The organism is Achromobacter anxifer (genome assembly GCF_903652925.1).
GTDB classification, from domain to species: Bacteria; Pseudomonadota; Gammaproteobacteria; order Burkholderiales; family Burkholderiaceae_B; genus Achromobacter; species Achromobacter anxifer.
The window spans coordinates 96,346-122,767 of record NZ_CAHLAR010000012.1; the positions used below are offsets into that span (position 1 = coordinate 96,346).

General features: G+C 66.1%; 22 protein-coding genes. 15 read left to right on the top strand and 7 right to left on the bottom strand.

Annotated elements, in window-relative coordinates:
• Positions 1-42: 42 nt before the first annotated feature.
• Positions 43-1,251, top strand: coding sequence for a GGDEF domain-containing protein (locus HWY37_RS28965; protein ID WP_175206052.1), 1,209 nt, complete (start codon positions 43-45; stop codon positions 1,249-1,251).
• 291 nt (positions 1,252-1,542) lie between these two features.
• Entirely contained in the window at positions 1,543-2,925 is a 1,383-nt protein-coding gene (locus tag HWY37_RS28970) for an MmgE/PrpD family protein (protein WP_176090382.1), read from the top strand.
• 42 nt (positions 2,926-2,967) lie between these two features.
• On the opposite strand, the gene HWY37_RS28975 is transcribed toward HWY37_RS28970, so the two are convergent.
• Complete coding sequence (locus tag HWY37_RS28975; RefSeq protein WP_246302436.1) at positions 2,968-3,696, bottom strand: IclR family transcriptional regulator; 729 nt, start codon at positions 3,694-3,696, stop codon at positions 2,968-2,970.
• A gap of 152 nt (positions 3,697-3,848) precedes the next feature.
• Between HWY37_RS28975 and HWY37_RS28980 the strand changes: the two genes are divergently transcribed.
• From HWY37_RS28980 to HWY37_RS29000, 5 genes are all read left to right on the top strand, one after another.
• Complete coding sequence (locus tag HWY37_RS28980; protein ID WP_176090383.1) at positions 3,849-5,294, top strand: FAD-binding oxidoreductase; 1,446 nt, start codon at positions 3,849-3,851, stop codon at positions 5,292-5,294.
• An 18-nt stretch (positions 5,295-5,312) separates the two neighbouring features.
• Complete coding sequence (purB, locus tag HWY37_RS28985) at positions 5,313-6,677, top strand: adenylosuccinate lyase (protein ID WP_176090384.1); 1,365 nt, start codon at positions 5,313-5,315, stop codon at positions 6,675-6,677.
• Between the two features lie 38 nt (positions 6,678-6,715).
• Positions 6,716-7,720 (top strand): Bug family tripartite tricarboxylate transporter substrate binding protein, encoded by a 1,005-nt coding sequence (locus tag HWY37_RS28990; RefSeq protein ID WP_175206048.1) that lies wholly within the window; start codon positions 6,716-6,718, stop codon positions 7,718-7,720.
• Positions 7,721-7,815: 95 nt separating this feature from the next.
• Complete coding sequence (locus tag HWY37_RS28995; RefSeq protein WP_175206047.1) at positions 7,816-8,679, top strand: sulfurtransferase; 864 nt, start codon at positions 7,816-7,818, stop codon at positions 8,677-8,679.
• Positions 8,680-8,685: 6 nt separating this feature from the next.
• Positions 8,686-11,022, top strand: coding sequence for a molybdopterin guanine dinucleotide-containing S/N-oxide reductase (locus tag HWY37_RS29000; RefSeq protein ID WP_176090385.1), 2,337 nt, complete (start codon positions 8,686-8,688; stop codon positions 11,020-11,022).
• Positions 11,023-11,112: 90 nt separating this feature from the next.
• Here HWY37_RS29000 and HWY37_RS29005 read toward each other — a convergent pair whose 3' ends face one another.
• Positions 11,113-11,886: an IclR family transcriptional regulator gene (locus HWY37_RS29005; RefSeq protein ID WP_176090386.1), complete on the bottom strand. Its 774-nt coding sequence runs from the start codon at positions 11,884-11,886 to the stop codon at positions 11,113-11,115.
• A gap of 211 nt (positions 11,887-12,097) precedes the next feature.
• Between HWY37_RS29005 and HWY37_RS29010 the strand changes: the two genes are divergently transcribed.
• Genes HWY37_RS29010 through HWY37_RS29045 form a run of 8 tightly spaced genes read left to right on the top strand, consistent with a single transcriptional unit; the run spans position 12,098 to position 21,604 of the window.
• The gene (locus tag HWY37_RS29010; protein WP_176090387.1) at positions 12,098-13,240 is read left to right on the top strand and encodes an ABC transporter substrate-binding protein; all 1,143 of its coding nucleotides are present in this window, start codon (positions 12,098-12,100) and stop codon (positions 13,238-13,240) included.
• Between the two features lie 28 nt (positions 13,241-13,268).
• On the top strand, positions 13,269-14,144 hold the full coding sequence (locus HWY37_RS29015) for a branched-chain amino acid ABC transporter permease (RefSeq protein ID WP_175206044.1): 876 nt from the start codon (positions 13,269-13,271) through the stop codon (positions 14,142-14,144).
• A 2-nt stretch (positions 14,145-14,146) separates the two neighbouring features.
• A complete protein-coding gene (locus HWY37_RS29020) occupies positions 14,147-15,127 on the top strand; it encodes a branched-chain amino acid ABC transporter permease (RefSeq protein WP_176090388.1) in 981 nt (326 codons plus the stop codon).
• Positions 15,124-15,903, top strand: a complete 780-nt coding sequence (locus HWY37_RS29025; RefSeq protein ID WP_175206042.1) for an ABC transporter ATP-binding protein — start codon at positions 15,124-15,126, stop codon at positions 15,901-15,903. The genes HWY37_RS29020 and HWY37_RS29025 overlap by 4 nt, the downstream gene beginning before the upstream one ends.
• Positions 15,890-16,585: an ABC transporter ATP-binding protein gene (locus tag HWY37_RS29030; RefSeq protein WP_175206041.1), complete on the top strand. Its 696-nt coding sequence runs from the start codon at positions 15,890-15,892 to the stop codon at positions 16,583-16,585. Before HWY37_RS29025 ends, HWY37_RS29030 begins: the two co-directional genes overlap by 14 nt.
• A 19-nt stretch (positions 16,586-16,604) precedes the next feature.
• Positions 16,605-17,933 (top strand): aspartate aminotransferase family protein, encoded by a 1,329-nt coding sequence (locus HWY37_RS29035; RefSeq protein WP_176090389.1) that lies wholly within the window; start codon positions 16,605-16,607, stop codon positions 17,931-17,933.
• A complete protein-coding gene (locus HWY37_RS29040) occupies positions 17,930-19,948 on the top strand; it encodes a hydantoinase/oxoprolinase family protein (RefSeq protein WP_176090390.1) in 2,019 nt (672 codons plus the stop codon). Before HWY37_RS29035 ends, HWY37_RS29040 begins: the two co-directional genes overlap by 4 nt.
• Before the next feature lie 15 nt (positions 19,949-19,963).
• The gene (locus HWY37_RS29045; protein ID WP_175206038.1) at positions 19,964-21,604 is read left to right on the top strand and encodes a hydantoinase B/oxoprolinase family protein; all 1,641 of its coding nucleotides are present in this window, start codon (positions 19,964-19,966) and stop codon (positions 21,602-21,604) included.
• Positions 21,605-21,611: 7 nt separating this feature from the next.
• On the opposite strand, the gene HWY37_RS29050 is transcribed toward HWY37_RS29045, so the two are convergent.
• Genes HWY37_RS29050 through HWY37_RS29070 form a run of 5 tightly spaced genes read right to left on the bottom strand, consistent with a single transcriptional unit; the run spans position 21,612 to position 26,354 of the window.
• Complete coding sequence (locus HWY37_RS29050; RefSeq protein WP_176090391.1) at positions 21,612-22,703, bottom strand: SDR family oxidoreductase; 1,092 nt, start codon at positions 22,701-22,703, stop codon at positions 21,612-21,614.
• Between the two features lie 7 nt (positions 22,704-22,710).
• Positions 22,711-23,682, bottom strand: a complete 972-nt coding sequence (locus HWY37_RS29055; protein WP_176090392.1) for a Bug family tripartite tricarboxylate transporter substrate binding protein — start codon at positions 23,680-23,682, stop codon at positions 22,711-22,713.
• 56 nt (positions 23,683-23,738) lie between these two features.
• On the bottom strand, positions 23,739-24,656 hold the full coding sequence (locus HWY37_RS29060) for an SMP-30/gluconolactonase/LRE family protein (protein ID WP_176090393.1): 918 nt from the start codon (positions 24,654-24,656) through the stop codon (positions 23,739-23,741).
• An 11-nt stretch (positions 24,657-24,667) separates the two neighbouring features.
• Entirely contained in the window at positions 24,668-24,994 is a 327-nt protein-coding gene (locus tag HWY37_RS29065) for an AtuA-related protein (RefSeq protein WP_175206034.1), read from the bottom strand.
• A 1-nt stretch (position 24,995) separates the two neighbouring features.
• Positions 24,996-26,354 (bottom strand): acyclic terpene utilization AtuA family protein, encoded by a 1,359-nt coding sequence (locus HWY37_RS29070; RefSeq protein ID WP_175206033.1) that lies wholly within the window; start codon positions 26,352-26,354, stop codon positions 24,996-24,998.
• Between the last annotated feature and the right edge of the window lie 68 nt (positions 26,355-26,422).

The window sequence follows — 26,422 nt, forward strand, 5'->3', positions numbered from 1 at the left end:
CTCAACGCCCCGCCGCCCCCATTTCCATGCACTCGCCCGTTTATGCCCGCAACCCTGCTTGAATGGTCCGTACCCGCGGCGATCCTGTTGTGCGCCATCGGACTGTGCGCCGCACGCTTCGCCGGCTTCAATACATTGCGTTGGGGCTACGCCCTGGGCAGCCTGGGCATTGGCTACGGCATCATGCTCGTGCAGGCCAGCGAGCTATCGCCCTACAAACAAGCCGTCGAGGATGCTTTCATTCTGGGCGGCGTCATTCTGGCCTGCCGCGCACTGCTGAGCCGTCGCCGCAAACAGCTCTCTTGCTACATCGATGTGGCGATCCTGCTGGCCTCGACGGCAATGGTCATCGTCTCGGTCGCCCTGTTCGCCAGCGCAAAACTGGAGACGTTTTTCGTCCAGGCCTGCTGCGCGCTCGTAGTCTGGCGGGCCACGCTCTCCTTCGCAAGACAGGTCGCAACTACGTCGGACAAGGTGCTCACCGCCGCGTTCCTCTTCATCGCGCTGGTATTGACGGGTCAATGCCTCTTGTATGTTGCCGCCCCGACGCCTCATCTTGCAATGGGGGAATGGAGAACCTCCGTCTGGGGAACCCTGATCCAATACACCGGGCTGCTCGGAAGCATTGTTCTGACCTTCGCGGTATTCATAGCGACGAGCTACGACGCCATAGAGAAATACCGCCACCAGGCTCATACCGACGCGTTGACGGGCCTTCTGAACAGGCAGGGTCTCGATAGTCTTCTCGCCTCCGCTTCCAGGCGTCTCATTTCGGATACGACGGCGCCGATCGGAGTGATCATGGCCGACATCGACAATTTCAAACGTATCAACGATGTCTTCGGCCATGTGTTTGGCGACATGGTGCTGACACGATTTGGCGCCCTGCTCCGGTCGGAAGCAGACACGCGCCTTCGCGCTGCCCGCCTGGGAGGAGAAGAGTTCCTGCTGCTGCTGCCCGGAGCCAATCTGGAGAGCGCGACGGCAATCGCCGAAAAGATCCGCGCGGATTTCGTGGCGCAGCGCTGGGCCCCGCACGCTCCCAATTCGCGTTTCACGGCCAGCATGGGCGTGACCCTGCTACAAGCGGGCGAACCTTTCGCCAGCACGCTCAAGCGCGCAGACGATTTGCTCTACGCAGCGAAGCGGCGAGGACGGAACTGCACGGTTTCGGGTATAGCGCCAGGCAACACGGTGCATGACCTCTCCAAGTTTGCCGACAAGGCGGGCAAACAAGAATGTTGCGCATAGATCTGGAGTCCGCGACGCTGTCCACAGTGCGCACGATTGGCGAAGCTGGCGGCGTGAACCGCATGAACAGGTCTTCAGGAGCGGCGCGCCCAAGGGTCCGACGCTGACTTTGTTTGGGATCGCGTTGCCGCGGGCCGGCAAGCAAGGGCCGGAGTAACGGGCCGGAGTAACGGGTCGGAGTAACGGGTCGGAGTAACGGGTCGAAGAGACGAAGAGAAGGGTTTGCAGGGCGCCCGAGATCGTTTATTGTTTCATTGAACAAAATATCTTCTATTCAATGAAATAAAACTCATGACTCTCGTACCCGAACAAGCGCTGGTCGCCCATCTTGGCCATTTGCAGCGGCGGCCCCTTTCGACCGCCACGCGCGACCGTCTGGCGCAGGCCTTGCTGGACTGGTTCACGGCCGGCTGGTCGGCAGCGGGCACGGCGGGCGCGGAGTGCTATCGCCGCGCCGCGCGCGACTGCCACCCGGGCGCGGGCGACGTCCCCGTCTTTGGCGGCGCCGGCATGAATGCTAACGGCGCCGCCTTCGCCAATGCGGCCATTGCCCACATCCGGGAAATCGACGACGCGCACCGTGCCGCCATGCTGCATCCCGGGGTCGTGTCCGTCACGCCCGCGCTGGCTCTGGCGGCTGATGGCAGCATGACGCAGCGCCGGACAGCGGACGCCATCATCGCCGGGTACGAAGTGTCGCTGCGCCTGGGCGAAGCCCTGGGCACGCGCCACGCCGCCGGCTTTCATGCGACCGCCACCGCAGGCGCAGTCGGAGCGGCGGCCGCCACAGCCACCGCCCTGGGCCTGTCGCCCCAAGCCCTGCATCACGCGCTGGGCGTCGGGGCTACGCAAGCGGCTGGCCTGTGGCAGTTGGTGGACGATGACGCGCACGAAGCGAAATCCCTGCATCCCGCCTTCGCCGTGCGCAACGGCATGGCCGCTGCCTACGCGGCGCGCGCAGGCCTGCCGGGCGCGCAACGCTTCGCGACGGGCTCTCGCGGCCTGTATCGACTGCTGGACGGCGACGGCCCCCTGCAGGCCCTGGATGGCGATCTGGATGCACCCGAGCGCCTGAACACGGCCACCATCAAGGCGTGGCCATGCTGCGCGCAACTGTTCACGCCGCTGGATGCCGCGCGACAGTTGCTGGACGAGCATGCGCCCCGGGCCGAGGACATCGAATCCGTGGACGTGGAGATCTTCACGCACGCCCTGAAGATAGCCGGCGTCGACTGGCCCGCCAAGCCGGCGGAAACCTGCTTTTCCCTGCGCTATGTGGTGGCGTGCCTGCTGATGACGGGCAAGCTGGGCATAGAAGACATGGAGTCGCCTGACTTGCAGGCGCCCGGCCTCCTGTCCCTGGCGCGGCGCATCCGCGTGCGCACCAGCGATGCGTTCCAGGCGGAGTTTCCGCGCCTGCGCCCGTGCCGCGTCACGCTGACGCTCAAGGATGGCCGACAGTTGAGCGCGCTGAGAAAACTGCGGCGCGGCGATCCGGAAGACCCCTACACCTGGCAGGCGCTGCAAGCGCGCATGCGCGCCTTTGCTCCCGCCATGGACGATGCCTCGGCGGCCGCCATCTCGACCTGGTGCGAACGCTTCACGGACCCCGGCCAGGACGACAGCATCTGTCTGCCGCCCCCCGGCCTGTTTGCCCCTGCGATGCGCGCCTAGCGGCCTGCCGCCACGGCGCGGCACAGCTGGCGCGCCGCGGGCTCAGGCGTCGGCGCCGGGATTCCAGCCGGCGGGCGCGCTCGTGCGAAAGCCCTGCTGCGCCAGTTCATGGCGCACGATCTCCACGGCCTTGAGCTGCGCGGCTTCGTCGTGGCGCGAGGCCAGGCCCAGCACGACCAGCGCGCCCACGAACGCGTCGTCTGCGTCAAACACCGGCACAGCCACCGACGCCATTTCGGCGACCCGCTCGGCTCGGGTCATGGCATAGCCATTTTCGTGGATGCTGCGCGCCAGCGGCGTGGCGCCGCCCGTGAAGGCGCGCAGCACATGCGCAGACGACCCGCCGTCTTTCAGGCTGATGCGCTTGCCGACTTCCACGTGATGGCGCACTTCGCGAGAGGTGTTCTCGCGGTACAGGCAGATGCGGTCTTCGCCGCTGCGCACGTACAGGGCAACGGTTTCGCCCGTCTGTTCCATGATGTTGCGCAGCACCGGCTGCAAGCGCGATCCCAGGTCGAACGTGTCGCGATAGAGCATGCCCATGTGCAACAGCGCGGGTCCCAGCGCATAGGTACTGCTGTCGTAGCGATGAATCATGCGCGCCTTGATGAACACGCCCAGCAGGCGCAGCAAGGTGGCCTTGTCCAGCCCGGTGCGTTCGGCCAGGTCGCGCAGCGACAGGCGCAGATTGTCTTCGCTGAAACACTCCAGCACACAGATGCCGCGCTCGAGCACGCCGACGGGCGGCTTAGGGGAATTCTCGCTTGACACGGTTTACGATGCTTCCTATAGTTTTGTTCAATAAAACGTATTTTAACCAATGAAACCTAAGGCGGCTACCGGACCAGGGCCCCGCCTTCATTTCATCCAGGAGACCCGCGCGTGCCAGGGCGCCACACCCCGGCTGCGCGAACCGTAGCATTATGCCCAATCAGGTTGACGCACTCTTCCCCGCGCTGGGCGCCATCGTCGGCCCCGCCCACGTCTTGACCCAAGCGCCGGACACGGCGCGCTACGTGACGGACTGGCGCCGCAATTTTCCTGGCGCGGCGCGCGCCGTAGTCCGACCGGGCAGCACCCAAGAAGTGGCCCGAGTGGTCGCGCTGTGCTCCGCCCAGGGCGTGGCGATCGTGCCCCAGGGCGGCAACACCGGGCTGGTCGGCGGATCCACGCCCGATGCCTCCGGCCGCGAAGTGGTATTGAGCCTGGACCGCATGACGGCCGTGCGCAGGGTAGACGCGCTGGACAACAGCATGACGCTGGAAGCCGGCTGCACGGTACTTGCCGCGCAGCAGGCAGCGGCCGGCGCCGGCCGTCTGTTCGCGCTGTCGCTGGCGTCCGAAGGCAGCGCCACGGTAGGTGGCGTGATCTCAACCAATGCGGGCGGCGAACAGGTGCTGCGCTACGGCAACACGCGCGATCTGACTCTCGGCCTGGAAGTGGTGCTGGCTGATGGCAGCGTGCTGGAACAACTGGGCACGCTGCGCAAGGACAACACCGGCTACGACCTGAAGCAATGGTTCATCGGCGCCGAAGGCACGCTGGGCGTGGTCACCGCCGCGTCCTTCAAGCTGTATGCGCCGCCTCGCAAGGTAATGACGGCATGGGTCGGGGTGCCAACGCCGCAAGCGGCGGTGGAACTGCTGGCCCGCCTGGCCGACGCGGTGGGCGAACGCGTGACAGCCTTTGAGCTGATCGGACGCGAAACGCTGACCCAGGTGCTTGCGCATCCGCTGGACGGCATGCGCGATCCGCTGGCTGGCGCCTGTCCGTGGATGGTGCTGTTCGATGTCTCCGAGACCTCGGCGCTGATGGATCCCGAGCAGGCGGTTCACGGCGTGCTGGAAGCGGCGATGGAAGATGGCAGCGTGAGCGACGCCGTCATCGCGGCATCCCACCGTCAGGCCCACGAACTGTGGGCACTGCGCGAGCATGTGCCCGAAGCGCAGCGGTTGCACGGCCCGTCCATCAAACACGACATTTCGGTGGCCGTGTCGCGCATTCCGGAGTTCATCGCTCTGGCTGGCAAGCGGCTGCAAGCGCTGATGCCCGGCATCCGCAATGTCTGTTTCGGCCACGTGGGCGACGGCAACCTGCACTACAACCAGAGCAAGCCGCCCGGCATGGACGACGCCGACTTCCTGGCCCGCCAGGATGCGGTGCACGACATCGTGCATGAGGTCGCCGCCTCGCTGGGCGGCTCCATTTCCGCCGAGCACGGCATCGGCCGGCTCAAGCAGCAAGCATTCCTGCAATTCAAATCCGCAGTCTCCGTCGAGGCCATGCAGCGCATCAAGCAGGCGCTGGATCCTCGGTGCACGTTCAATCCCGGACGCCTGTTGCCGCGCCCGACCCGCCAGCCTTCCTAATCACCAGGATCTCACGTCATGTCCGTCTCCGTTTTCGATATGCAGTCGCTCCAGCACCTGTGGAGCACCGACGAACTACGCGGCATTTTCTCTGAAGAGAACCGCATCCAGAAGTGGCTGGACTTCGAGGCCGCGCTGGCCGACGCCCAGGCCGAGCTGGACATCATTCCCGCTGCCGCCGCCAAGGAAATCCGCGCCCAGGCCAAGGTATCGAACATAGACATCGGCCAGATGTCGGCCGAGATCCGCCGCATCAAGCATTCGCTGGTGCCGGCGCTCAAGCAGCTTCAGGCGCGTTGCGGCCCGGAACACGGAGAATGGGTGCACTACGGTGCGACCACGCAAGACGTGGTGGATACCGGCGTGGCCTTGCAGCTAAAAGAGGTGCACGCCGTGATCCTGCGCGATGTCAGCGCCGTGGGACAGGAACTGGCGCGGTTGGCGCAAGCGCATCGTGACACTCCGATGGCGGGACGCACGCATGGCGTGCAAGCGCTGCCGATCACGTTCGGCCATAAATGCGCAGTATGGCTGGATGAGATTTCCCGCCATCACGAGCGCCTGAAGGAATGCGAAGCGCGCGTGCTGGTCGGCATGCTGGCCGGAGCCGTGGGCAGTCAGGCGTCGCTGGGAGAACAGGCCGAAGAGGTCGAGCGCCGCACGCTGGCCAAGCTGGGGCTGGCCGCGCCCGCCATCAGCTGGGCGCCGGCGCGCGACCGCTACACCGAATACGCCTTGGTACTGGCCATGCTGGGCGCCACCTTGTCCAAGATCGGCAACGAGCTTTTCAACATGCAGAGGAATGAATTCGGCGAAGTCGAAGAAGCATTCTCGACGGGCAAGCTGGGCTCGTCCACCATGCCGCACAAGCGCAACCCGACGTCCGCCGAGAATCTGGCGGGCCTGTGCCGCCCGCTGCGCGCCAACGCGGCGCTGATGCTTGAAGGCATGGTGCAGGAAGGCGAGCGCGACGGCATCGCCTGGAAGATCGAATGGAAGGCCCTGCCCGAATGCTGCCTGATCGCGGGCGCCATGCTGTTCCAGGCCAAGAACCTGCTGGCCGGGCTGCGCGTGGACGCGGACGCCATGGCGCTGAATCTGGATCGCATGCGCGGCTACCTGCTGTCCGAACATGTGATGCTGGAGCTGTCCGGACGCGTGGGCAAGCAGACTGCCCACGAATGGATCTATGAAGCGTCCATGCATGGCATCACGAACAAGCTCGATTTCGCGCAGGCCTTGCGCCTGCATAAAGACCTGGCGGCGCAGCTGGGAGAAGAAGAGATCCTGCGGCTGACCGATACGGCAAGCTACCTGGGGCAATGCGCCGCGTCGGTAGACAGAGTTGTGGCACGGCAACAAGCCGGTTGGCTTGGCGCCTGAGAAGTTCCCTGAAAAAAACACAACAGGAGACAAACGCAATGGGCAATTTTTCCGCAGGCCGGCTCGTCCGGCGATTCGGCGCACGCGCCGCGGTGGCAACGGGGCTGGGCCTGGCCGCCTTGGCTGGCGGCGTGGCGCAGGCTGCGTTCCCCGAGCGCCCCATCACGCTGGTGGTGGGCTTTCCCCCGGGCGGCGGCGGCGATCTGTATGGACGCCTGATCGCAACCGCCCTGGGCAAAGAGATCGGCCAGACCGTCATCGTTGAAAACCGGCCGGGCGCGGGCGGCAATATCGCCGCCGGGCTCGTCGCCAAGGCGCCTCCCGACGGCTACACGATCCTGCTGGCCATGAGCGGCAACCTGGCGGTGTCGCCCGCCTTGAAACCCAAGACTCTGCCGTACAAGGTGCCGGAGGACTTCGCGCCTATCGGCCTGATCCTGGAAGCGCCGCACGGCCTGTTCGTTGCCACGCAGTCGCGCTTTAAGACGGCCCAGGAAGTGCTTCAGACCGCCAAGGAAAAGGAGTTGACCTTCGCGTCCACCGGCACGGGCGGCGCCGCCCACATTGGCATGGAAACCATCAAGGAACTGGGCCACCTGAAGCTGCTGCACGTGCCGTACAAAGGGTCTGGCCCGGCCATCACCGACATGATGGGCGGTCAGATCGATATGTTCTTCGCCACCGCGTCGCCCTTGGTGCCGCAGGTGCAGCAAGACCAGTTGCGCGTGCTTGCCCTGACCGGCAGCAAGCGCAGCCCGATCCTGCCGGACGTGCCCACCTTCAAGGAGCTGGGCATCGACATGACGATGACGCAGTGGTACGGCCTGGCCGCGCCGGCGGGCACGCCGCCCGCCGTGGTCAAGACCCTGTCCGACAACCTGTCGCGCGCCTTGAAGGAGCCGTCGGTGCAGAACGCCATCCGCAAGGACGCCGCCATGGAACACGATTTGCCGATGGACCAGTTCAAGCAGTACATCGTCGACGACATCGCCAATTACCGCAAAGCCGCCACCCCCGCCCTGCTCAAGCAGATAGGGCAATAGCCTCGCACCGCCCGCCATCGAATCAGGAGATCGCCGAATGCCGCAGCACACCACCCACCCGCTGGCCAAGCGCCACGCCTGAAAGGGAGCCCTACATGTACGCCACCTTGATCAGCGCGAGCGACCTGCACCGCCTGTTGACGCAACCGCGACGCGACGACGTCGTGGTACTGGATTGCGGCTTTGACCTGACCGACGCGCAAGCGGGACGGCGCCACCATGACGCCGGCCATATCCCAAGCGCGGCCTACGTGCATCTGGACGACACGTTGAGCGGCGTCAAGAGCGGCGCCAACGGCCGCCACCCCTTGCCCGACCGCGCCGGTTTCGCGCGCTCGATGGCGGTGCTGGGCGTCGGCCGCCAGACGCAGGTGGTTGCCTATGACAATGCGGGCGGCATGTTTGCCGCGCGCCTGTGGTGGCTGCTGCGCTGGATCGGACATGAGGCCGTGGCGGTGCTGGACGGCGGCCAAGGCGCGTGGACCACCGCAGGCTATCCGCTGACCTCCGACCCCGCCTTGCAGCGCCCGGCCGGCGACCTGCCGGTTCGCGACAGCCTGCAGCGCACGCTGGACTATGCGCAGCTGCGACAGGCCCTCGAAACAGGCGATTGCCTGGTGCTGGATGCGCGCTCGCCCGACCGCTATCGCGGTGAAAACGAAACGCTGGACCGGATGGGCGGTCATATCCCCGGCGCTCGCAACCGGTTCTTTCGCGACAACCTGGGACCCGACGGGCGCTTTCTGGCGCCTGCCCGACTGCGCGAGGCATTCGCGTCCCACTTGAACGGCCGCGCGCCGGCCGATGTCGTCAACCAATGCGGTTCCGGGGTGACGGCATGCCACAATTTGCTGGCCATGGAGGTCGCAGGATTGAAGGAAGCGGCCCTGTACCCCGGCTCGTGGAGCGAATGGAGCGCCCAACCTGGCGCCCCGGTCGCCACCGGCCCCAATGCGTAAACCGTGATGAACGCCCCCACCACTTCGCCCGACCGTCCCGACACCCCCTCCAAACCGCATAGCGCGCACTGGGGAGTTTTTTCCGCCGCCTGGAAAGATGGCGTGTTGAACGTGCAACCGCACCCCCGCGACCCCGACCCCAATCCGCTCATCCAGAACTTCACCAACGCGCTGGACCACCCCGTGCGCGTTACCGCGCCGATGGTGCGGCGCGGCTGGCTGGAACGGGGGCCGGGGCCGGACGCCAGCCGGGAACGCGACGGCTATGTGCAAGTCGGCTGGGACGAAGCGCTGGACCTGCTTGCCGCGGAGCTGCAACGCGTCAAGAACGCGCATGGCGCACAAGCCGTGTTCGGCGGCTCATATGGCTGGTCCAGTGCGGGCCGCTTCCATCACGCGCAAAGCCAGGTGCATCGATTCCTGAACACCGCGCTGGGCGGCTACGTGCGATCGGTCAACAGCTACAGCGCGGGCGCATCGGCCGTGATCCTGCCTCATGTCCTGGGCAGCATGGACGATGTGGCCCGGCGCAACGTCACCTGGGAGCAGATCGTTGCCCACACGGACGTGGTGTTGGCCTTTGGCGGCATGGCGCTGAAGAATTCGCGCGTGGCCAGCGGCGGGATCAGCCGCCACATCGAGCGTGAATCGATGCGCCAGGCGGCGGCGCGCGGCTGCCGCTTTATCAACATCAGCCCCTTGGCCAGCGACTTTCCCCTGGATGCCCATGCCGAGTGGGTGCAGGCTGTGCCCGGCACAGACGTTGCGCTGATGCTGGCGCTGGTGCATGAGCTGGTCATCAACGACTGGCACGACAAGGCATTCCTGGCCGAGTTCTGCGAGGGCTGGGATGAGTTCGAAGCATACCTGCTGGGCCGTGTCGACGGGCATGCAAAGAATGCGGGCTGGGCCTCGGCGCTTTGCGGCCTGCCCGCCTCAAAGATTGTCGAGATGGCGCGCAGGCTGCCCGGCAAACGCGTGCTGGTGACGGTGGCCCATTCGTTGCAGCGCGCCGAACATGGCGAACAGCCCGTTTGGATGGCCGCCGTGCTGGCGGCGGCGCTGGGCCAACTGGGCTTGCCCGGCGGCGGCTACGCCTACGCGCTGGGCACCTTGGCCCATTATGGCAAGCGCAGCAATGCGGTGCCCGTGGCCTCGTTGCCGCAGGGCGTGAACGGGGTCAAGGACTTCATCCCAGTCGCGCGCATTGCCGACATGCTGCTGCATCCCGGCCAGCCCTTTGACTACAACGGCAAGCGCATGCGGTATCCGCATATCCGGCTGGCATACTGGGCAGGTGGCAATCCATTTCATCATCACCAGGACCTGAAGCGCCTGACACAGGCCTTCGCCACGCTGGACACTTTCGTCGTCCATGAAATCGGCTGGACGGCCACCGCGCGCCATGCCGACATCGTGCTGCCCTGCACGATGACACTGGAGCGCGAGGACATCGGCGGCGCGCCCACGGATCCGCTGCTGGTGGCGATGCACCGCATTGCCGCGCCCAATGGGCAGGCGCGCGACGACTACGATATCTTCGCCGACCTGTCCGAGCGCCTGGGCGCGCGCGCGGCCTTCACCGAAGGCCGCAACAGCGGCGAATGGCTGCGCCATCTTTACGAGAAGACGCGCGCCGCCCTGCAGGAGAAAGGCCTGGACGCGCCCAGCTTCGACGCCTTCTGGGAACGCGGAGAACTGGTCTTGCCGCAACAAGACGACGACGGCGGCATCCTGCGCGCGTTTCGCAACGACCCGGCCGGCAAGCCCCTGCCCACCCCCTCCGGCAAGGTGCAGATCAGTTCGGAAACGATCGCCGGCTTCGGCTATGCGGATTGCCCCGGCCACCCTGCATGGCTGCCTCCCCGATATGCGCCCACGGCAAGACACCCCCTGTACCTGGTGGCCAACCAGCCGGCCACGCGTCTGCACAGCCAGTTCGACTTCGGCGCGCACAGCGTGTCACAAAAGCGGCAAGGACGCGAGGTATGCACGCTGCACCCGCAGGATGCCGCCGCGCGCGGAATCGCCGAGGGCGATATCGTGCGGCTGTTCAACGAACGCGGCGCCTGCCTGGCAAGCGCCGCCCTCAGCACCGGCATCATGCAAGGCGTGGCGCAACTGCCCACCGGCGCCTGGTACGACCCGGTGCACGACGCCGACGGCAACGTCACGCTGTGCGGCCACGGCAACCCCAACATCCTGACGCGCGATGTCGGCACATCCTCGTTGGCGCAAGGATGCAGCGGGCAACTGACGACCATACAGATCGAACGCCATGACGGCGTCTTGCCGGCGATCCGGACGTTCGAGGCGCCGCAGCCCCTGCGCATTTCGACATAGCAAAGGCGCTCGACGCCTTGGGGTTTCCCGCGGCAATGAACCCGCAAGGCATGGCGGCATGCGCGACGGCGCGCGCTTGCCGCCGTGGTCTCAGGGCCGGCGTGCGTAACCGGCTGCCAGCGCGAGCTCGACCCGTTCGGCGTATCGCTGCATGATGGCCGCCAGCGCCGCGAGATTCTTGGACTTCAAGCGCTGCAACGGCCCCGTTACGCCCAGGCTGTAGATCACGCCCAGGTGCGGCAGATTTACCGGCACGCCTAGCGCCGCCAGGCCCTCGTCGATTTCCCCGATGCAAGTTGCATAGCCTTGCCGGCGGACCTGGGCGTACTCCTCCCTGATGCGGCCACTGTCCACACACGTATGCGCGGTAAGGCGCGGCAGCGGCTCGGCCAGCGCGGCATCGATGACCGCGGGCGCCTGGAACGCAAGAATCGCTTTGGCCGATGCGGCGGCATGCGGCGCCATGCCCTTGCCGGGCAGCACGAATCCGCGCCAGGGCGTATCGGGCGCTTCCATCAGCACGGACGACACCTGGTGGCCGCTATGCAGCTTCGCCAGGTAGCAGGTTTCGTCGGTCTCGGCCGCCAGGTCCGCCAGGTGCGGACGCACTGCCGCGCCGATCCATTCGGTGTCCGCGCTGGCGTATGCCAGCCGCTTCACTCGCGCGCCCAGCACATAAGTGCTTGCGGCCAGATCCACCAACTGCGAGTCCTGCATGGTGCCCAACAGACGATGCGCACTGGTCTTGGGCAGCGCCAGCATGCGCGCGATTTCCGTGAGGGCAAGGCCATCGGGAAAGGAGGCGAGCAGTTCGAGGATGCGGGTGTAGCGCTCTAGCGGGGGGAGTTTGGAATCTTGGCTCATAGGCGCTCCTTGGACGCGGATTGTAGGGCGGCCGAACGCCCATGCCGGGAAAACCCGGTCTTGCTGCCCAGGCCGGCTATTTTTTATTATACCGAAAAAAGGAACGTTGTACCGATTTTCGGAACGACGACTCAGCCATAAAGGCTGAGCGACCAAAACCCTGGGGAAAGCCGCCCCGCCTTCAACGTTGATCGTTACAGGAGCGCAGCACATGTCCGTCAAAAACATCCTCACCTTCGCCCGCCGCGTAATACCGGCCATCGCCCTGGCTGGCCTTGCCAGCGCGGCCAGCGCCCAGAACGTGGTCGTAGGCGCCACCGTGCCCCTCACCGGCCCCTTGTCGCTGACCGGCAAGCAGTACTTCAACTCTCTCAAGCTGGCCGAGGACGACATCAACAAGGCGGGCGGCCTGCAAGGAAAGCCGGTCAAGTTCGTTTTCGAGGATGCCCAGGCTTCCAATGGCACCGCTGTGAACGCCTATGTGAAGCTGGCGCAGGAGAACAAGCCCGCCTTCACCTTTCTCACCAGCTACAGCACCCAGAACATGGCCGTCGCGCCGGAAGTGGCAAAGGCCGGCATTCCCGCGATGTACGCCGGCGGCGCCGACGCGGTCGCGGATCTGCGCAATCCCTGGATGTTCCGCATCCGCCCGCAAGACAGCACGGCAGCCATCGCCATGGCGCGATTCGTCAAGGACGAGCTCAAGCTGTCCAAGCCCGGCATCCTCTACATCCAGAACGATTTCGGCCAGGGTGGCGCCAACGCGGCTGCGGCCTTCCTGAAGGACCAGGGCATCACGCCCGTCGGCACGGAAGCCTATGGCCAGAACGACAAGGACATGTCGGCGCAGATCCTCAGCCTGAAGAACAAGGGCGCCGACGTCATCCTGGCTTTCGTCTACCCCCAGGACGGCGCGATGGTGCTGCGCCAGATCAAGATGCTCGGCCTGAAGCAGCCCGTGGTGGCCTCGTCGGCCGCCTTTGTCCCCGCGGCGATGCAACTGCTGTCGGCATCCGACCTGGACAACGTCTGGGGCGTGATCGACACCTACCTGCCCGCGACGGACAAAGGCAAGAATTACGCCGAACGCTTCAAGCAGCGCTTCTCGATGGACGCCGATCCCTACGGCGCCGCTTACTACGACGGCGCCATGCTGATGGCCCAGGCCATCAATGCCGTCGGCGCCGATCCGCAAAAGCTCCAGGCCTATCTCAAGGACCTCAAAGGCTACCAGGGCGTTTCGCACGTCTACAGCTTCGATGCCAAAGGCAACGGCGTGCACGATGTCGCCATCGTGAAGTTCGCCAAGGGCGGCAAGGACATGCAGTTCATCAGCACCATCAAGGTCGACTGAGCATGACGCGCGCCACAAGGGGAATTCCATGCAGGAAATGATCCAACTGCTGGTCAACGGCGTCGCGCTCGGCAGCGTCTACGCCCTGGCCGCGCTGGGCTTCGTCATCGTGTATTCGGCCACCAGCGTGGTGAACTTCGCCGCCGGCCAGTTCGTCATGCTGGGCACCTTCTTCGGGGTCAGCACCATCATCCAGGCGCAATGGCCCGCGGCCCTGGCTTATCCGGCCGCGATCGCGATGATGGCGGCCTTCGGCCTGCTCTTCTATGCCCTGGTTCACCTGCCGCTGCAGAACCGACCAGTCGTGACGGTCATCATCGGCACGGTCGCCGCCGGCATCGCCATGCAGAACGGCGCCCTGCTGGTCTGGGACGCCTGGCCCTTCCGCATGCCCTCGCCTTTCGGCGACGGCACGGTCAGCCTGGCCGGCGGCGTCATCACGGTGCATGCCCTGGCCACCATCGTCATCACGCTGCTACTGATCGCCGGACTCTACGCGCTGCTGCACCGCACCTCCATCGGCCGTTCGATGCGGGCGGTGGCGCAGGACGTCGAAACCGCCAGGCTGATGGGCTTGCCGGTGCGCCTGCTGCTGGGATTTGCCTGGCTGCTGGCTGCCGTCTTCGCGGGCTTTGCCGGCCTGCTGGTGGGACCCATGTGGTTCGCCGACGTCAACATGGGCGATGCCGTCGCGCTCAAGGCTTTCGCCGCCACCATCATCGGCGGATTCGGCAGCGTGCCCGGTGCAATCGCGGGCGGACTGGTCGTAGGCCTGATCGAAATCCTCGGCGCGGCGTACCTGTCCTCCACCTACAAGGACCTGCTGGCCTTTGGAATCATGATTCTCTTCCTGCTGCTGCGGCCGCAGGGCATCTTCGGCGAACGCATCGCCGATCGGGGCTGACCATGAAACGATCCCATCTGCTCTACGGCCTGGCTGTCGTGGCGCTGGCCGCCGCCTTGCCGCTCTTTACGCAGGGCTACGGCAACCGCCTTGCCAATACCGCCGTCATCTCGGCCATCGCCGTCATCGGCTTGAACTTCGTGTTCGGCTACGCCGGCCTCATCTCGCTCGCGCATGCGGCCTTCATGGGCGTGGCCGCCTACCTGGTTGCCGTGCTGACCACGTCCCACGGCTGGAATCCCTGGCTGGCGGCGCTGCTCGCCATCGCGGCCACCTGCCTGATCGCCTATGTCACCGGCCGCATCCTGCTGCGCCTGAAGGGACATTACCTGGCGCTGGCGACCCTGGGACTGAACGTTAGCTTCACCATCGTCGTATCCAACTGGATCGACATCACGGGAGGAACCAATGGCATATCCGGCATTGCGCCGCTTGCGCTCGGAACGATCCCGCTCGACAGCGAAGCCAGCTTCTACCTGTTCTCGCTGGCGGTCCTGACCTTGCTCGCGCTGTTGGCCGCCCGCATCCGCCATTCCCACGCGGGCCGCACGCTGATGGCGGTGCGCGACGACGAACTGGCCTCCGCCATGACCGGCCTGCCGGTCACCGAGGTCAAGGTCGCCGCCTTCACGCTGGGCGCCGCCTACGCGGGGGTGGCTGGCTGCCTGTTCGCCTTCCACATCCGCTTTGTTTCTCCCGAGGACTTCAACTTCTCCCACTCCATCATCTACCTGGCCATGCTGGTCGTGGGTGGAGAAGGCAGCATCGTCGGCGCGATCCTGGGCGCGGTAAGCGTGACCCTGCTGCCCGAACTGCTGCGCGGCGTTGGCAACGCCTATCTGCTGGTTTTCGGCATTCTGGTGCTGGCCATCCTGATCGTGCTGCCCCGCGGCCTGATCAGCCTGATCGACCCGGCCACCTACCGGCGGCGCGCCAAGCGCGGCAGCCGCCGCGGCGTGGTCCATGGAGGCAGCCTGTCATGAGCCTCATGCAAGTACGGAACATCAGCAAGCATTATGGCGGCGTACAGGCGCTGTCGGACGTCAGCCTGGAGATCGGCGCCAACCAGTTCTACGCCATCATCGGCCCGAACGGCGCCGGCAAGAGCACCTTGCTCAATGTGATGACAGGCCTGGTTCCGCCCACGTCCGGCCAGGTCAGCTTCGACGGAAAGGTGCTGACGGGACTGCCCACGCACGCGATCATCCACGCGGGCATAGGCCGCATATTTCAAAGCGGCCGCCTGTTCACGCGCCTCAGCGTCCTCGAAAACGTCATGCTGGGCGCCGCGATGCGGGACCCGCGCTCGCTGAGCGCGCTGCTGCTGCGGCCCAGGTCCACCCGGGAACGCGAGCGCGCCGCCCGTGAAGCCGCCTACGAAACCCTGCGCCAGTTCGACTTGCACACGCTTGCCGACCGCAGCATAGGTTCGCTTTCCTATGGCAACCGCCGCCTGGTCGAAATGGCCAGGGTCATGGTGGCCCGCCCCCGGCTGTTGCTGCTGGACGAACCGGCGGCGGGCCTCAATTCCGGCGAGGTCGAGCAACTGATGGACCTGCTGCGGCGCCTGCGCGAACAGCATCGGCTGTCCGTCGTGCTGATCGAGCACAACATGGGCATGGTGATGCGGCTGGCCGAGAACGTGGCAGTGCTCAACTTCGGCGCCAAGCTGGCCGAAGGCACGCCCGCTGAGGTGCAGTCCGATCCCGCTGTGCTCGAAGCCTATCTTGGAGGAGGCTACCAGCATGTTGCAGTGTAGAAACCTGGGCGCGGCCTACGGCGACATCGTGGCTTTGCGCGGCGTCGATCTCGACGTTCGCGCCGGCGAAGCCGTGGCGTTGATCGGCGTCAACGGCGCTGGAAAGACCACGCTCTTGCGAGCAATCTCCGGCTTGCTCCCCACGACGGGCGAACTGAATTTCGACGGCGGTTCCCTGGACGCCTTGCCGATCCAGCGCCGCGTAAAGGCGGGCATTGCCCATGTCCCGGAAGGCCGGCGGATATTTCCGGGCCTTACCGTGAAGGAGAACCTGGAAGTCGGCGGCTCGGTGCGCGGCGGCGGAACCCGGGACGACTTCGACCGCGTCTACGACCTGTTCCCGCGGCTGAAGGAACGGGCCGCCCAGCTGGGTTGGTCCCTGTCCGGCGGCGAACAGCAAATGCTGGCGATCGGCCGCGCCCTGATGGCGCGCCCCCGCCTGCTCCTGCTGGATGAGCCGTCGCTCGGCCTGGCGCCGCGGCTGGCCGAAGAAGTCTATGCCCGCATCGCGCGCATCAATGAGGGCGGCATGACCGTCCTGCTGGTCGAGCAAAACACCGTGCTCGCGCTCGGCGTGGCCAACCGCGGCTATGTCATCGAGAACGGCAGCATCGTGCTGACCGACACCGCCGAGACGTTGCGTCTACACCCGCGGGTCCGGGATGCCTACCTGGGCCGCTAATTCCTGCTTGAGAGAAACCATGTACCCCGATCCTTCCTCCCGTTCACAGGCGTTGCACACGCGCGCCAAACGCAGCCTTCCCGGCGGCAACACCCGCACGACCGTCTATCTGTCGCCCTATCCCGTCTACGCCGCGCACGGCGCCGGCTGCCGCGTCCATGACGTCGACGGCAATGTGCTGATCGATTGCATCAACAACTTCACGGCGCTTATCCACGGCCATGCCCACCCGGCGCTGGCCGCGGCGGCGCATCGCCAGATCGACCTGGGCACCGCCTTCGGCATGCCGACCGAAAGCGAGATCGCTCTCGCCGAACTGCTGGCCGAGCGCGTGCCGGGCATCGAACACATCCGCTTCACCAACTCGGGCACCGAAGCCGTCATGATGGCGCTGAAGGCCGCCCGCGCCTTTACCGGCCGGCCAAAAATCGCCAAGGTGGAGGGGGCCTATCACGGTTCCTACGACCACGCCGAGACCAGCCTGGACGCAAGCCCCGCGAACTGGGGCGACGCGGCCGCGCCCGCCTCGGTCCCGCACTCGCAGGGAACGCCGCAGGGCGTGACGGCGGATGTCGTGGTGCTGCCTTTCAACGACTGCCCGGCCACCGAAGCCCTACTGCGGGCGCACGCCGCCAGCCTGGCGGGCGTACTGATAGACCTGCTGCCCAACCGGGTCGGATTGATTCCGGCCAGCGCCGAGTACCTGCGCATGCTGCGCCGGGTCACGGCGGAACTGGGCATCCTGCTGATCGTCGACGAAGTCATCACGCTGCGCCTGGCGCCCGGCGGCGCGCAATCGCGGCTGGGCGTAACCCCCGACCTCACTACCGTCGGCAAGATCATGGGCGGCGGATTTCCCGTCGGAGGCGTGGGCGGACGCGCGGACGTGATGGAGGTCTTCGATCCCACCGCCGGCCGTCCGGCGGTGCCCCACGGCGGCACCTTCTCGGCCAACCCCGTCAGCATGGTGAGCGGGCTTGCCGCCATGCAATTGCTGGATGATACGGTCTACGCCCAACTCGACCGCCACGGCGACATGCTGCGGCAGGGGCTGAACCAGGCTTTCGCCGACGCCGGCATCGCCGGCCAGGCAACCGGACTGGGATCGCTGATCAAGCTGCATCTGAAGGCAGACAAGCTGACCAGCTACCGGGATGCCTACCCCAGCCCGGCGCAGGCGCGCGCCATGGCGCGCTTCAACCGGGAAATGCTGAACCGCGGCGTCCTGATGGCCAGCTATGGCCTGATCGCCCTGTCCTCGCCCATGCGAGATCAGGACATCGCCCAGATCGTCGAGACCGCGCACGATGCGCTCAATGTCTTGCGCCGCGAAGAGGTGCTGGCATGACTGTCACCGTAGGCATAGACGTAGGCGGCACTTTTACCGACCTCATCCTGGTGGATGACGAATCCGGCGCGGTGCGCATCTCCAAGGTTCCCAGTACGCTGGAGAATCAGGCCTTCGGCGTGCTCGAGGCGCTGCGCCGCACCGACGTTCCCCTGGAAAAGGTCGACAGTATCGTCCACGGCACCACCACCACTACCAACGCCGTGCTGGAGCGCAAGCTCGCCAAAGTCGGCCTGATCACCACCGATGGATTCCGCGACGTGCTCGAACTGGGCCGGCGCACGCGGCCGCACGCCTATGGGCTGACGGGCAGTTTCGTGCCCATCATTCCGCGCGAACTGCGGCGCGAAGTCGCCGAGCGCATGGACGCCCAGGGCAATGTGCTGACCCCGCTGGACGAAGAGGCCTTCGTGGCCCGGGTACGGGAACTGGCACAGAGCGGCGCGGAGGCCCTGGTCGTACATTTCCTGCACAGCTATGCCAATCCTGCGCATGAGTTGCGCGCCCTGGAACTGGCGCGCCAGCATTGGCCGAACGACTACATCACCGCGGGCCACGCCATCATTTCCGAGTTCCGCGAGTTCGAGCGCGGCACCGCCGCCGCGGTCAACGCCTCGGTCCAGCCTATCCTGGACCGCTACATCGACCGCTTGCAGAGCAGCTTGACTGCGGCGGGCTTTCGCAACGACCTTCTGGTAATGCAGGGCAATGGCGGGACCGTCTCGGCGCGCACCATCTCGCGCGCGGCCATCAATACCGTCATGTCCGGACCGGCCTCGGGCGTCATGGCCGCGGCGTACTCCGGCCGGATGTCCGGCTACCCGAACCTGATCACCTATGACATGGGCGGCACGTCTTCGGACGTCGCGCTCATCGAGAACAGCGTGCCCAAGGTATCGAGCGAGCTGGAGCTCGAGTACGGCATGCCCCTGCACGTGCCCATGGTCGATGTCCACACCGTCGGCGCGGGCGGCGGCTCCATTGCCCGGGTGCAGGCCGGCGGCCTGCTGCGCGTCGGCCCCGATAGCGCGGGCGCCCGCCCAGGCCCCATCTGCTATGGACGCGGCGGCGAACTGCCGACACTGACCGACGCCAATCTGGTGCTTGGACGCCTGGACCCCGACCGGCTGCTGGCCGTGGACCGCGCAGTTACGGTGGACGAAGTGGCCGCGCGCATCGAGGAAAGCATCGGCCGCCCCCTGGGACTGGATGCCGTGCAAGCTGCCGCGGCCATCCTGCAGATCGGCAACAACAACATGGCCGGCGCCGTGCGCCTGGTCAGCCTCGCGCGCGGCTACGATCCCCGTGACTTCGCACTCTTCGCCTTCGGCGGCGCGGGGCCGCTGCACGCCGTGGCGCTGGCGCGCGAGCTTGCCATCCCTACCGTGCTCATCCCCGTGCGGCCGGGCCTGACCAACGCCCTGGGGTGCCTGGTGGCCGATGTGCGGCATGACTTCGTCAAGTCGTTCAACCGGCCGCTCAAGGATCTGACCGACGCCGATCTGCAAGCCTGCCTGCGCGACCAGATCGCCCTGGGGCATGCCGCCATCGAACGCGATGGCATCGCGGTCTCCGGCATCGAGATCTTCCATCACGCGCAGATGCAATTCCAGGGCCAAAGCCATCTGTTGACGGTGGCCGTCGAAGCCGGCGCCGCGACGGTCACGCAGTTGCAGGAGGCCTTCGCCCGCGCCTACTGGCAGCGATTCCAGGTTGAACTTTCCGAGTTGCGCCCCGTGCTGGTGACGCTGGACACCAGCCTCGTCGGCAAGCGCCACGCCATATCGCTGGACTCGCTGCGCAGCGCGGGCGCGGCGGCCGCCGCGCCACGGCGTCGTCAAGTGTGGTTCGCGGAGACCGGCTGGACGGACACGCCCATCTATGCACGGGAGCACATCCCCGCCGAAGGCCTGAGCGGGCCTGCGATCATCGAACAACTGGACGCCACCACCGTCATCGACCCCGGCGCGCATGCACGCGGCGATGGCTACGGCAACCTCATCATCACTCTCTAGGGCAGATGCATTCCCATGACCCACATCGACCCCGTCACGCTGACCGTCATCCAGAGCGGGCTGCACCAGGTATGCAATGAAATGGACCTGGCGCACTGCCGCGCGGCGTTCTCGCCCATCATTTCGGAATCCCAGGACCGCTCCAACGGCATCTATCACCGCAACAGCGGCGAACTGATCGCCCAGGGAGAACTGGGCCTGCCCATCTTCGTGGGAACCATGCAGTTTTCCACCCAGGCCGTGATCGCGCGGGCCACGGATATCGCCCCCGGCGACATCTTCATGGTCAACGACCCTTACCTGGGCGGAACCCACCTGATGGACGTCCGCTTCGTCAAACCGTACTTCTATCGCGGCAAGCTCTACGCCTGGCTCGCCAATACCGGCCATTGGCCCGACATGGGCGGCATGGTTCCCGGCGGATTCTCCGCTCATGCCACCGAGATCGAGCAGGAAGGGCTGCGCCTGCCCCCGGTCAAGCTCTACAAGAAAGGGGAGCTGGATCAGGAGATCCTGTCCATCCTGATGTCGAATATCCGTATTTCCGAGCAGCGCATCGGCGACATCAAGGCCCAGGCCGCCGCCCTGGCCATCGGCGAGCGCCGGCTTACCCAGTTGCTGGACCGCTATGGCCAGGACACGGTCGACGCCGCCGTCGAAGAACTCAAGCGCCAGGCCTCGATCCAGACGCGCGCCGTCATCGCCGCCATTCCCGACGGCGAATACCTCGGCCAGGCATTCCTGGATTCCGACGGCGTGCAGGACCAGCCGCTGAAAGTGTCCGTGCGCATCCGCAAGGAAGGCGAACTGATGCACTTCGATCTCAGCGAATCCAGCCCGCCCTGCGCCGGTCCGATGAACAGCGTCATCGCCACGACGCGTTCCTCGATCTATCTGGCGATCAAGCACGTATTCCCTGAGCTGCCCATCAATGCCGGACTGTTCGAGCCGCTGCGAATCGAGGATCCCGAAGGCACGTTTCTCTATGCGAAGTACCCCCGGCCGGTGTCGGGCTGCGCCGCGGAAGTCAGCCAGCGCATCGCCGAAGCCGTGTTCGACGCCCTGCAGAAGGCGATCCCCCAGCGCCTGTTCGCAGCGCCGGCCGGTACCACTGCCAACCTCGCCATTGGCGGCGATGACCCCATGCATGGGCGCTCCTACGTCATGTACGTCATCTCGGGCGGCGGCTACGGCGGCCATCCCGCGGGCGATGGCCTCACCAACGGCTGCTCCACCATCGGCATCTCCAAGGCGGCGCCTGTCGAAGTACAGGAACAGCTATACCCGGTCCTCTTCGAGCGCTACGCCATCCACGAAGGCTCCGGCGGGCTCGGCGAGTTCCGAGGCGGCATGGGCATCCATTACCGCATCCGCTTGCGAGCGGGTGCGGCGCGGGCCTCCATGGTCATGGACCACGGCAAATTCGGCCCGCCGGGCGCCGCGGGAGGCCAGGAAGGCGGCCGCACCCGCGTCACGATCTACCGCGACGGCGTAGCATATGTGCCCGCGCATGTGTCCAAAGACCAGGGAATCGTCATGCAGGCCGGCGACGTGATCGAGGTATATACCCCCGGCGGCGGAGGCTATGGCGACCCCGCGCGGCGGTCGCCCCAGGCGGTGGAGTATGACCGCCGCCAGGGCTACTATCCGGCCTGAGCGGCGTTCAACCCTGGGCGCGCGGGATGATCCTGCGCTCCATCAGCACCTCCAGCCAGTGCTTCACGCATGCCTCGGTGTCGTAGGTTTGCGTGAAGCCCGCCTGCTTGATCTTGACCGTGCTGACAAAGGCGGGCGCGGGCGGAGTCTTCAGGCCATAGCCGAAGCGGGCGTCGGCGGAGTAATGGGATTCTCCAAGGATCTGGGCCATGGACAGGGGCCGCAGGCCATGTTGCTTGACGATTTCGTCCCACAACCCCGCCCGGCTGGGCAGGTATTCGGCCAGGCGTAGCGGCTGGTCCGGGCCGGCCTCGACGCCCAGGAATTCAGCCAGGGACGGCCACAGGTCGTGCCAGCTGAACACTTCGCCGTTGGTAAGGTTGAAGTGTTCGTTCCAGGACCCCGGAGTCTCCGCCGCCCAGACGCCCGCATCGCCGATCAGGCGCGCATCCACGGCTTCGCGCGGATAGGAAATGTGGCCCGGATAACAGAACGGCTTTCCCTCGGCGCGGCACACCGCCGCGTAGACGCCAATGACGGGCACGGTATTCATTGCCACGCCCACATTGGGGCCCAGCACGATGGTGGGACGGAATATGGTCCAGCCGAAGCCGGACTGCGCGGCCTTCTCCCGGATGTAGTCTTCCTGGAACCAGTATGAGTTCGGGTGATCGTCCCGCGGCTGACGTTCACGCGCCGGCGTGCGGATGGGATGCAGGTGCACGCCATAGGCCTTGGTGCCCTGTAGCACGCTGACATGCCGCAGCCTGCCGCTGGCGGCCAGCGGCTCGATGACGTTCCTGATCATGCTCAGGTTGGTGGCCATCTGCTCGGGATCCCGCCAGCCGGCGATGAGGCCAGGCTTTTCGTAGACGGCCGCATAGAACACGTGCGTGGCTTCAGGCAGGGCCCCAAAGGCGCGGCGGCACGCCTCGGCGTCCTGCAGATCGACCGGCAGATGGGTAAACGGCCGCTGGCTGATGATCTCCGGACGGCGGCGGGAAACCGCGATGACTTCCCAGCCTGCGTTCAGGAATGAGTCGACGGCAGCGGAGCCTACCAGCCCGCTGGCGCCTGTGACGATAACGGTGCGCGACATGATGCCTTCAATCCATGACCAGGTTGATCTGCTTGAACAATTCCTTGAAACGCACGTACTCGTCCGCCATGCGCTTGCCGAAGTCCGCCCGGCTGTCCGCCGAGGGAACAATGCCCAGGCCGGCGAATTTCTCCTGGGTTTCCGGGTTGTTCACGGCCTTGATGATCTCGTCGTGAAGACGATCCAGGATCGCCTGCGGCGTGCCGGCAGGCGCGACAATGCCGTACCAGGCGACGCTTTCCGCGCCAGGCAGGCCGGCTTCGGCGACAGTGGGGACGTCCGGCAGCAGGGGCGAACGCTTGGTGTCCGCCACCGCCAGCGCGCGCAGCTGGCCTGACTTCACGAACGACAGAATGGGCGGCACGCCGCTGATGACCATCTGGGTGCGCCCGCCCAGGGTGTCGGTGATCGCATCGCTGTTGCCCTTGTAGGGCACGTGCAGGATCTCGGTCTTGGACAGATGCTGGAACAGCTCGCCGGCGATATGGCCGCTGGTGCCCACGCCTGCCGAGGCGTAGTTGACCTTGTTCGGATTGGCCTTGATGTAGGCGATCAGCTCCTTCAGGTTCGTCACCGGGATGGACGGATTGACCAGGATGACGTTCGGTCCCGTCGCCACCAGCGCAACCGGCGCCAGATCCTTGAGCGGGTCATAGGGCATTTTCTTGCGGGCATTGGGGTTGACCGTGATCGGCCCGGCGGAGGCGAAGCCGATGGTGTAGCCGTCCTTGCCGGACTTGGCGACGATGTCGGTGCCCAGGTCGCCGCCGGCGCCGGGCTTGTTCTCGACGATCACCGGCTGGCCCAGCTGCTCGGCCAGGGGCTTGGCCACCAGGCGCGCAATGATGTCGATGGAGCTGCCGGGACCGAAGGTGGCGATCAGGCGTATGGGGCGCGCAGGATAGGTATCGGCGGCCTGCGCGCCCGTGACGGCGGCCAGGCTCAGGGCCAGGCCGGCGATCAATCGGAAAGGAATCATGATGTTGTCTCCCGTGGATGGTGTTTTTTATGCGGATCGTGTTCGTGTTGCGCGGCTCAGTCCCGGTGCGAGTACATCGGCTTGCCGGGATACGGCAGCCGGGCGCGCAGGATGACGCCCTGCTCCGCCTCGGTAATGAACAGGGAGCGCCCGTCCTCGCCGCCGAAGGCGACGTTGGTGGTGCGCATGCCCGCGCAGGAACGGATGCGGTAAAGGGGTTCGCCCAGCGGGCTGAACAGCCATACGGTGCCGGCCTGCGCGTGGACGACAGCCAGGTTGCCGGCCTCGTCCAGGGCCATGCCGTCCGGCCCGGCGGTGCTGCCGGATAGCTGGATGAAACGGCTGGCCTTCTTCATCTGGCCATCCGGTTCCAGCCGCAGCGCGTAGATGGCGTTGTCGTGCGTGATGGCCACGTAAAGCACGTTCTCGGCCTTGTTCATGACCAGGCCGTTGGGGCCTGCCAGGCCGTCCATGATGAGGTCCACCGTCCTGCCGTCGGCGCGCAGGCGGAACACGCGGCCGGTGGGGTCTTCCAAGGCGCTTTCGCCCTGGTCGGTGAAGTAGAGGTCGCCGTTGGAGGCGAAGAACAGATCGTTCAGGCCCTTCAGGCCTTCGCGCCGCACGTTCTGCAGGTACGGCCGGATGCTGCGGGCCTCGGGATCCAGAAGCATCAGGCCATGCAGATGGTCGGCGACGAAGATGCGGCCGTCGCGGTGGATTTTCAGGCCGTTGGGTTCGCCTTCGTAGCTGACCATGACCTCGAACTTGCCCGCCGGATCCACGCGCAGGATGCGTCCATGCGCCAGATCGACGCACCAGAGATTGCCTTCGCGGTCGAACGACGGCCCCTCCAGGAAGGAGTGCATCTTCACGTGGCGCGCGGCCAGCCAGGTCGAGGGCTGCTCGGTCAGGTGCAGGGATTCGGGCAACCGGGCATACACCTCGGTGCCCATGGGTTCAGCGGGAGGATACATGGCGGTTCCTTTCAGGATTGCGGTTGGCTGGCGGGAAGTTCGATTCCCAGCATCAGCGAGCTGAGCGACTTGCCATGGGGGTCCAGGCGCAGCGAGCGCGTGACGCCGCCGGACAGCACGTTCGGAATGACGAAGTTCAGCGCCCTCAGGCTTTCGACCTCGTAGCGCCTCACCTTCCCTGCTCCCAGATGGGCAAAGGCCTGCTCGACACGCTCGGCGGTAAGCGCCTGGCGCAGCAGGCGCCAGCCGTCCTCGTCGTAAGCGATGACAGCAATGCTCGATGTATTTCCCTTGTCGCCGGCGCGCGCATGCGCCAGGTCGTAAACCAGAATGCTCATGTCAGGTTCCCAAGGTGATGACTTCGGGCTTGACCCAGCCGCGCGGAATCAACAGGGCATCCACGGCAATCACCTCCTTGGCGCCCAGGTTGACCGGACCGCCCGCGCCGTAAGGCCCCTGCATGTTCAGCTGCCGCACGTGGTCTCCCAGCAAGTGGGCGCTCTTCCTGTCGGGGCAGCGGGCCGCGACGCGCAACCGGACTTCGTAGGGATGGGCGGCGGCGGCCTCCGGGAGATCGCCATGCAGGCTGCTGATGCCGATCAGGTCCACCTGGATCTCGCTGGCCGAGCCGCCATCGAGCCGGAACCGCTCTTTCACCGTGTCGGCCGCCAGGCGCGCCCGCGCGATCGCATTCACGCCCGCATAGGCGACCTCGCCCGTGCCTATCCAGCCATCGAAGTAGCCGACCACGACCTTGTAGCTATCGGTGCGCGGCGCGGCGCGCATGCCGCGCACGGCCACCCGGTCCGCGTGCTGCTCCTCGAAATGCAGGCCTTCCAGGCTCAGCACGCAATCCGGCGTCACGTAGGCGGCGGGATCATGGATTTCGTACAGCGCCTGCTCGGTGCAGGTCATGCGGTCGAGGCGGCCGCCCGAGCCGGCGGGCTTGCCTATGTACAGTTCGCCGTCGCTGTAAAGATCGGCATAGGGATAGGCCAGTTCGGCCAGACGGGGCACGTCTTTCTTGCCCGGGTCGGCGAAATAGCCGCCGGTGATCTGCGCGGAGCATTCCAGCAGGTGGCCCATGATGGTGCCCGCCGCCAACTTGGGCAGGTCGTCGTAGCTCCAGCCGTGATGATGCAGGGCCACGCCCAGGAACAGCGACGGATCGGCGACCCGGCCCGTTAGCACCACGTGTGCCCCGGTGGCCAGCGCGTCGCGGACCACGTCGGCGCCCAGGTAGGCATTTGCCGAGGCCAGTTGCGGCAGGATCGCCTCCAGCGGCAAGTCGCGATCCAGCAGACGCAGTTCGGGATGCAGGCGTACGCGGTCGGCCACGTCGTCGCCGACCACGGCGGCGCACTTGAGCTCCCGCCAGCCCAAGGCGCGGCCTACGTCCAGCGCGGCCTGCGCGGCGCCAGCCGGATTGGCAGCGCCCATATTGGACACCAGCCGTACGCCTTTCTCCCGGCACGCCGGCAGAAAGGCGCGCATGCGCTCCTCCAGCATCGGGTTGTAGCCATGGGCGCCGTCATGCTTGCGCGACAGCGTTTCGCGCGCAATGGTCCGTTCGGCCAGGCATTCGCACACCAGGTAGTCGATATCGCAGCCTTCCAGCAGCGGCATGGCCGGACCGATGCGGTCGTCCGCCATGCCGGCGCCCACGCCGATGCGCAGCCGCTTGCGCGATTCCTTCATGTCTGTCTCCATCCGTATTGCTACTTTGCGGCCTAGTATGGTGCGGCTTTGCTGATCTGAAAATTGAT

Excerpts from the sequence above, each read along its gene's own strand:
- HWY37_RS28965 (WP_175206052.1), top strand. The coding sequence starts at position 43 with ATGCCCGCAACCCTGCTTGAATGGTCCGTACCCGCGGCGATCCTGTTG.
- HWY37_RS28970 (WP_176090382.1), top strand. The coding sequence starts at position 1,543 with ATGACTCTCGTACCCGAACAAGCGCTGGTCGCCCATCTTGGCCATTTG.
- HWY37_RS28980 (WP_176090383.1), top strand. The coding sequence starts at position 3,849 with ATGCCCAATCAGGTTGACGCACTCTTCCCCGCGCTGGGCGCCATCGTC.
- purB (WP_176090384.1), top strand. The coding sequence starts at position 5,313 with ATGTCCGTCTCCGTTTTCGATATGCAGTCGCTCCAGCACCTGTGGAGC.
- HWY37_RS28990 (WP_175206048.1), top strand. The coding sequence starts at position 6,716 with ATGGGCAATTTTTCCGCAGGCCGGCTCGTCCGGCGATTCGGCGCACGC.
- HWY37_RS28995 (WP_175206047.1), top strand. The coding sequence starts at position 7,816 with ATGTACGCCACCTTGATCAGCGCGAGCGACCTGCACCGCCTGTTGACG.
- HWY37_RS29000 (WP_176090385.1), top strand. The coding sequence starts at position 8,686 with ATGAACGCCCCCACCACTTCGCCCGACCGTCCCGACACCCCCTCCAAA.
- HWY37_RS29005 (WP_176090386.1), bottom strand. The coding sequence starts at position 11,886 with ATGAGCCAAGATTCCAAACTCCCCCCGCTAGAGCGCTACACCCGCATC.
- HWY37_RS29010 (WP_176090387.1), top strand. The coding sequence starts at position 12,098 with ATGTCCGTCAAAAACATCCTCACCTTCGCCCGCCGCGTAATACCGGCC.
- HWY37_RS29015 (WP_175206044.1), top strand. The coding sequence starts at position 13,269 with ATGCAGGAAATGATCCAACTGCTGGTCAACGGCGTCGCGCTCGGCAGC.
- HWY37_RS29020 (WP_176090388.1), top strand. The coding sequence starts at position 14,147 with ATGAAACGATCCCATCTGCTCTACGGCCTGGCTGTCGTGGCGCTGGCC.
- HWY37_RS29025 (WP_175206042.1), top strand. The coding sequence starts at position 15,124 with ATGAGCCTCATGCAAGTACGGAACATCAGCAAGCATTATGGCGGCGTA.
- HWY37_RS29030 (WP_175206041.1), top strand. The coding sequence starts at position 15,890 with ATGTTGCAGTGTAGAAACCTGGGCGCGGCCTACGGCGACATCGTGGCT.
- HWY37_RS29035 (WP_176090389.1), top strand. The coding sequence starts at position 16,605 with ATGTACCCCGATCCTTCCTCCCGTTCACAGGCGTTGCACACGCGCGCC.
- HWY37_RS29040 (WP_176090390.1), top strand. The coding sequence starts at position 17,930 with ATGACTGTCACCGTAGGCATAGACGTAGGCGGCACTTTTACCGACCTC.
- HWY37_RS29045 (WP_175206038.1), top strand. The coding sequence starts at position 19,964 with ATGACCCACATCGACCCCGTCACGCTGACCGTCATCCAGAGCGGGCTG.
- HWY37_RS29050 (WP_176090391.1), bottom strand. The coding sequence starts at position 22,703 with ATGTCGCGCACCGTTATCGTCACAGGCGCCAGCGGGCTGGTAGGCTCC.
- HWY37_RS29055 (WP_176090392.1), bottom strand. The coding sequence starts at position 23,682 with ATGATTCCTTTCCGATTGATCGCCGGCCTGGCCCTGAGCCTGGCCGCC.
- HWY37_RS29060 (WP_176090393.1), bottom strand. The coding sequence starts at position 24,656 with ATGTATCCTCCCGCTGAACCCATGGGCACCGAGGTGTATGCCCGGTTG.
- HWY37_RS29065 (WP_175206034.1), bottom strand. The coding sequence starts at position 24,994 with ATGAGCATTCTGGTTTACGACCTGGCGCATGCGCGCGCCGGCGACAAG.
- HWY37_RS29070 (WP_175206033.1), bottom strand. The coding sequence starts at position 26,354 with ATGAAGGAATCGCGCAAGCGGCTGCGCATCGGCGTGGGCGCCGGCATG.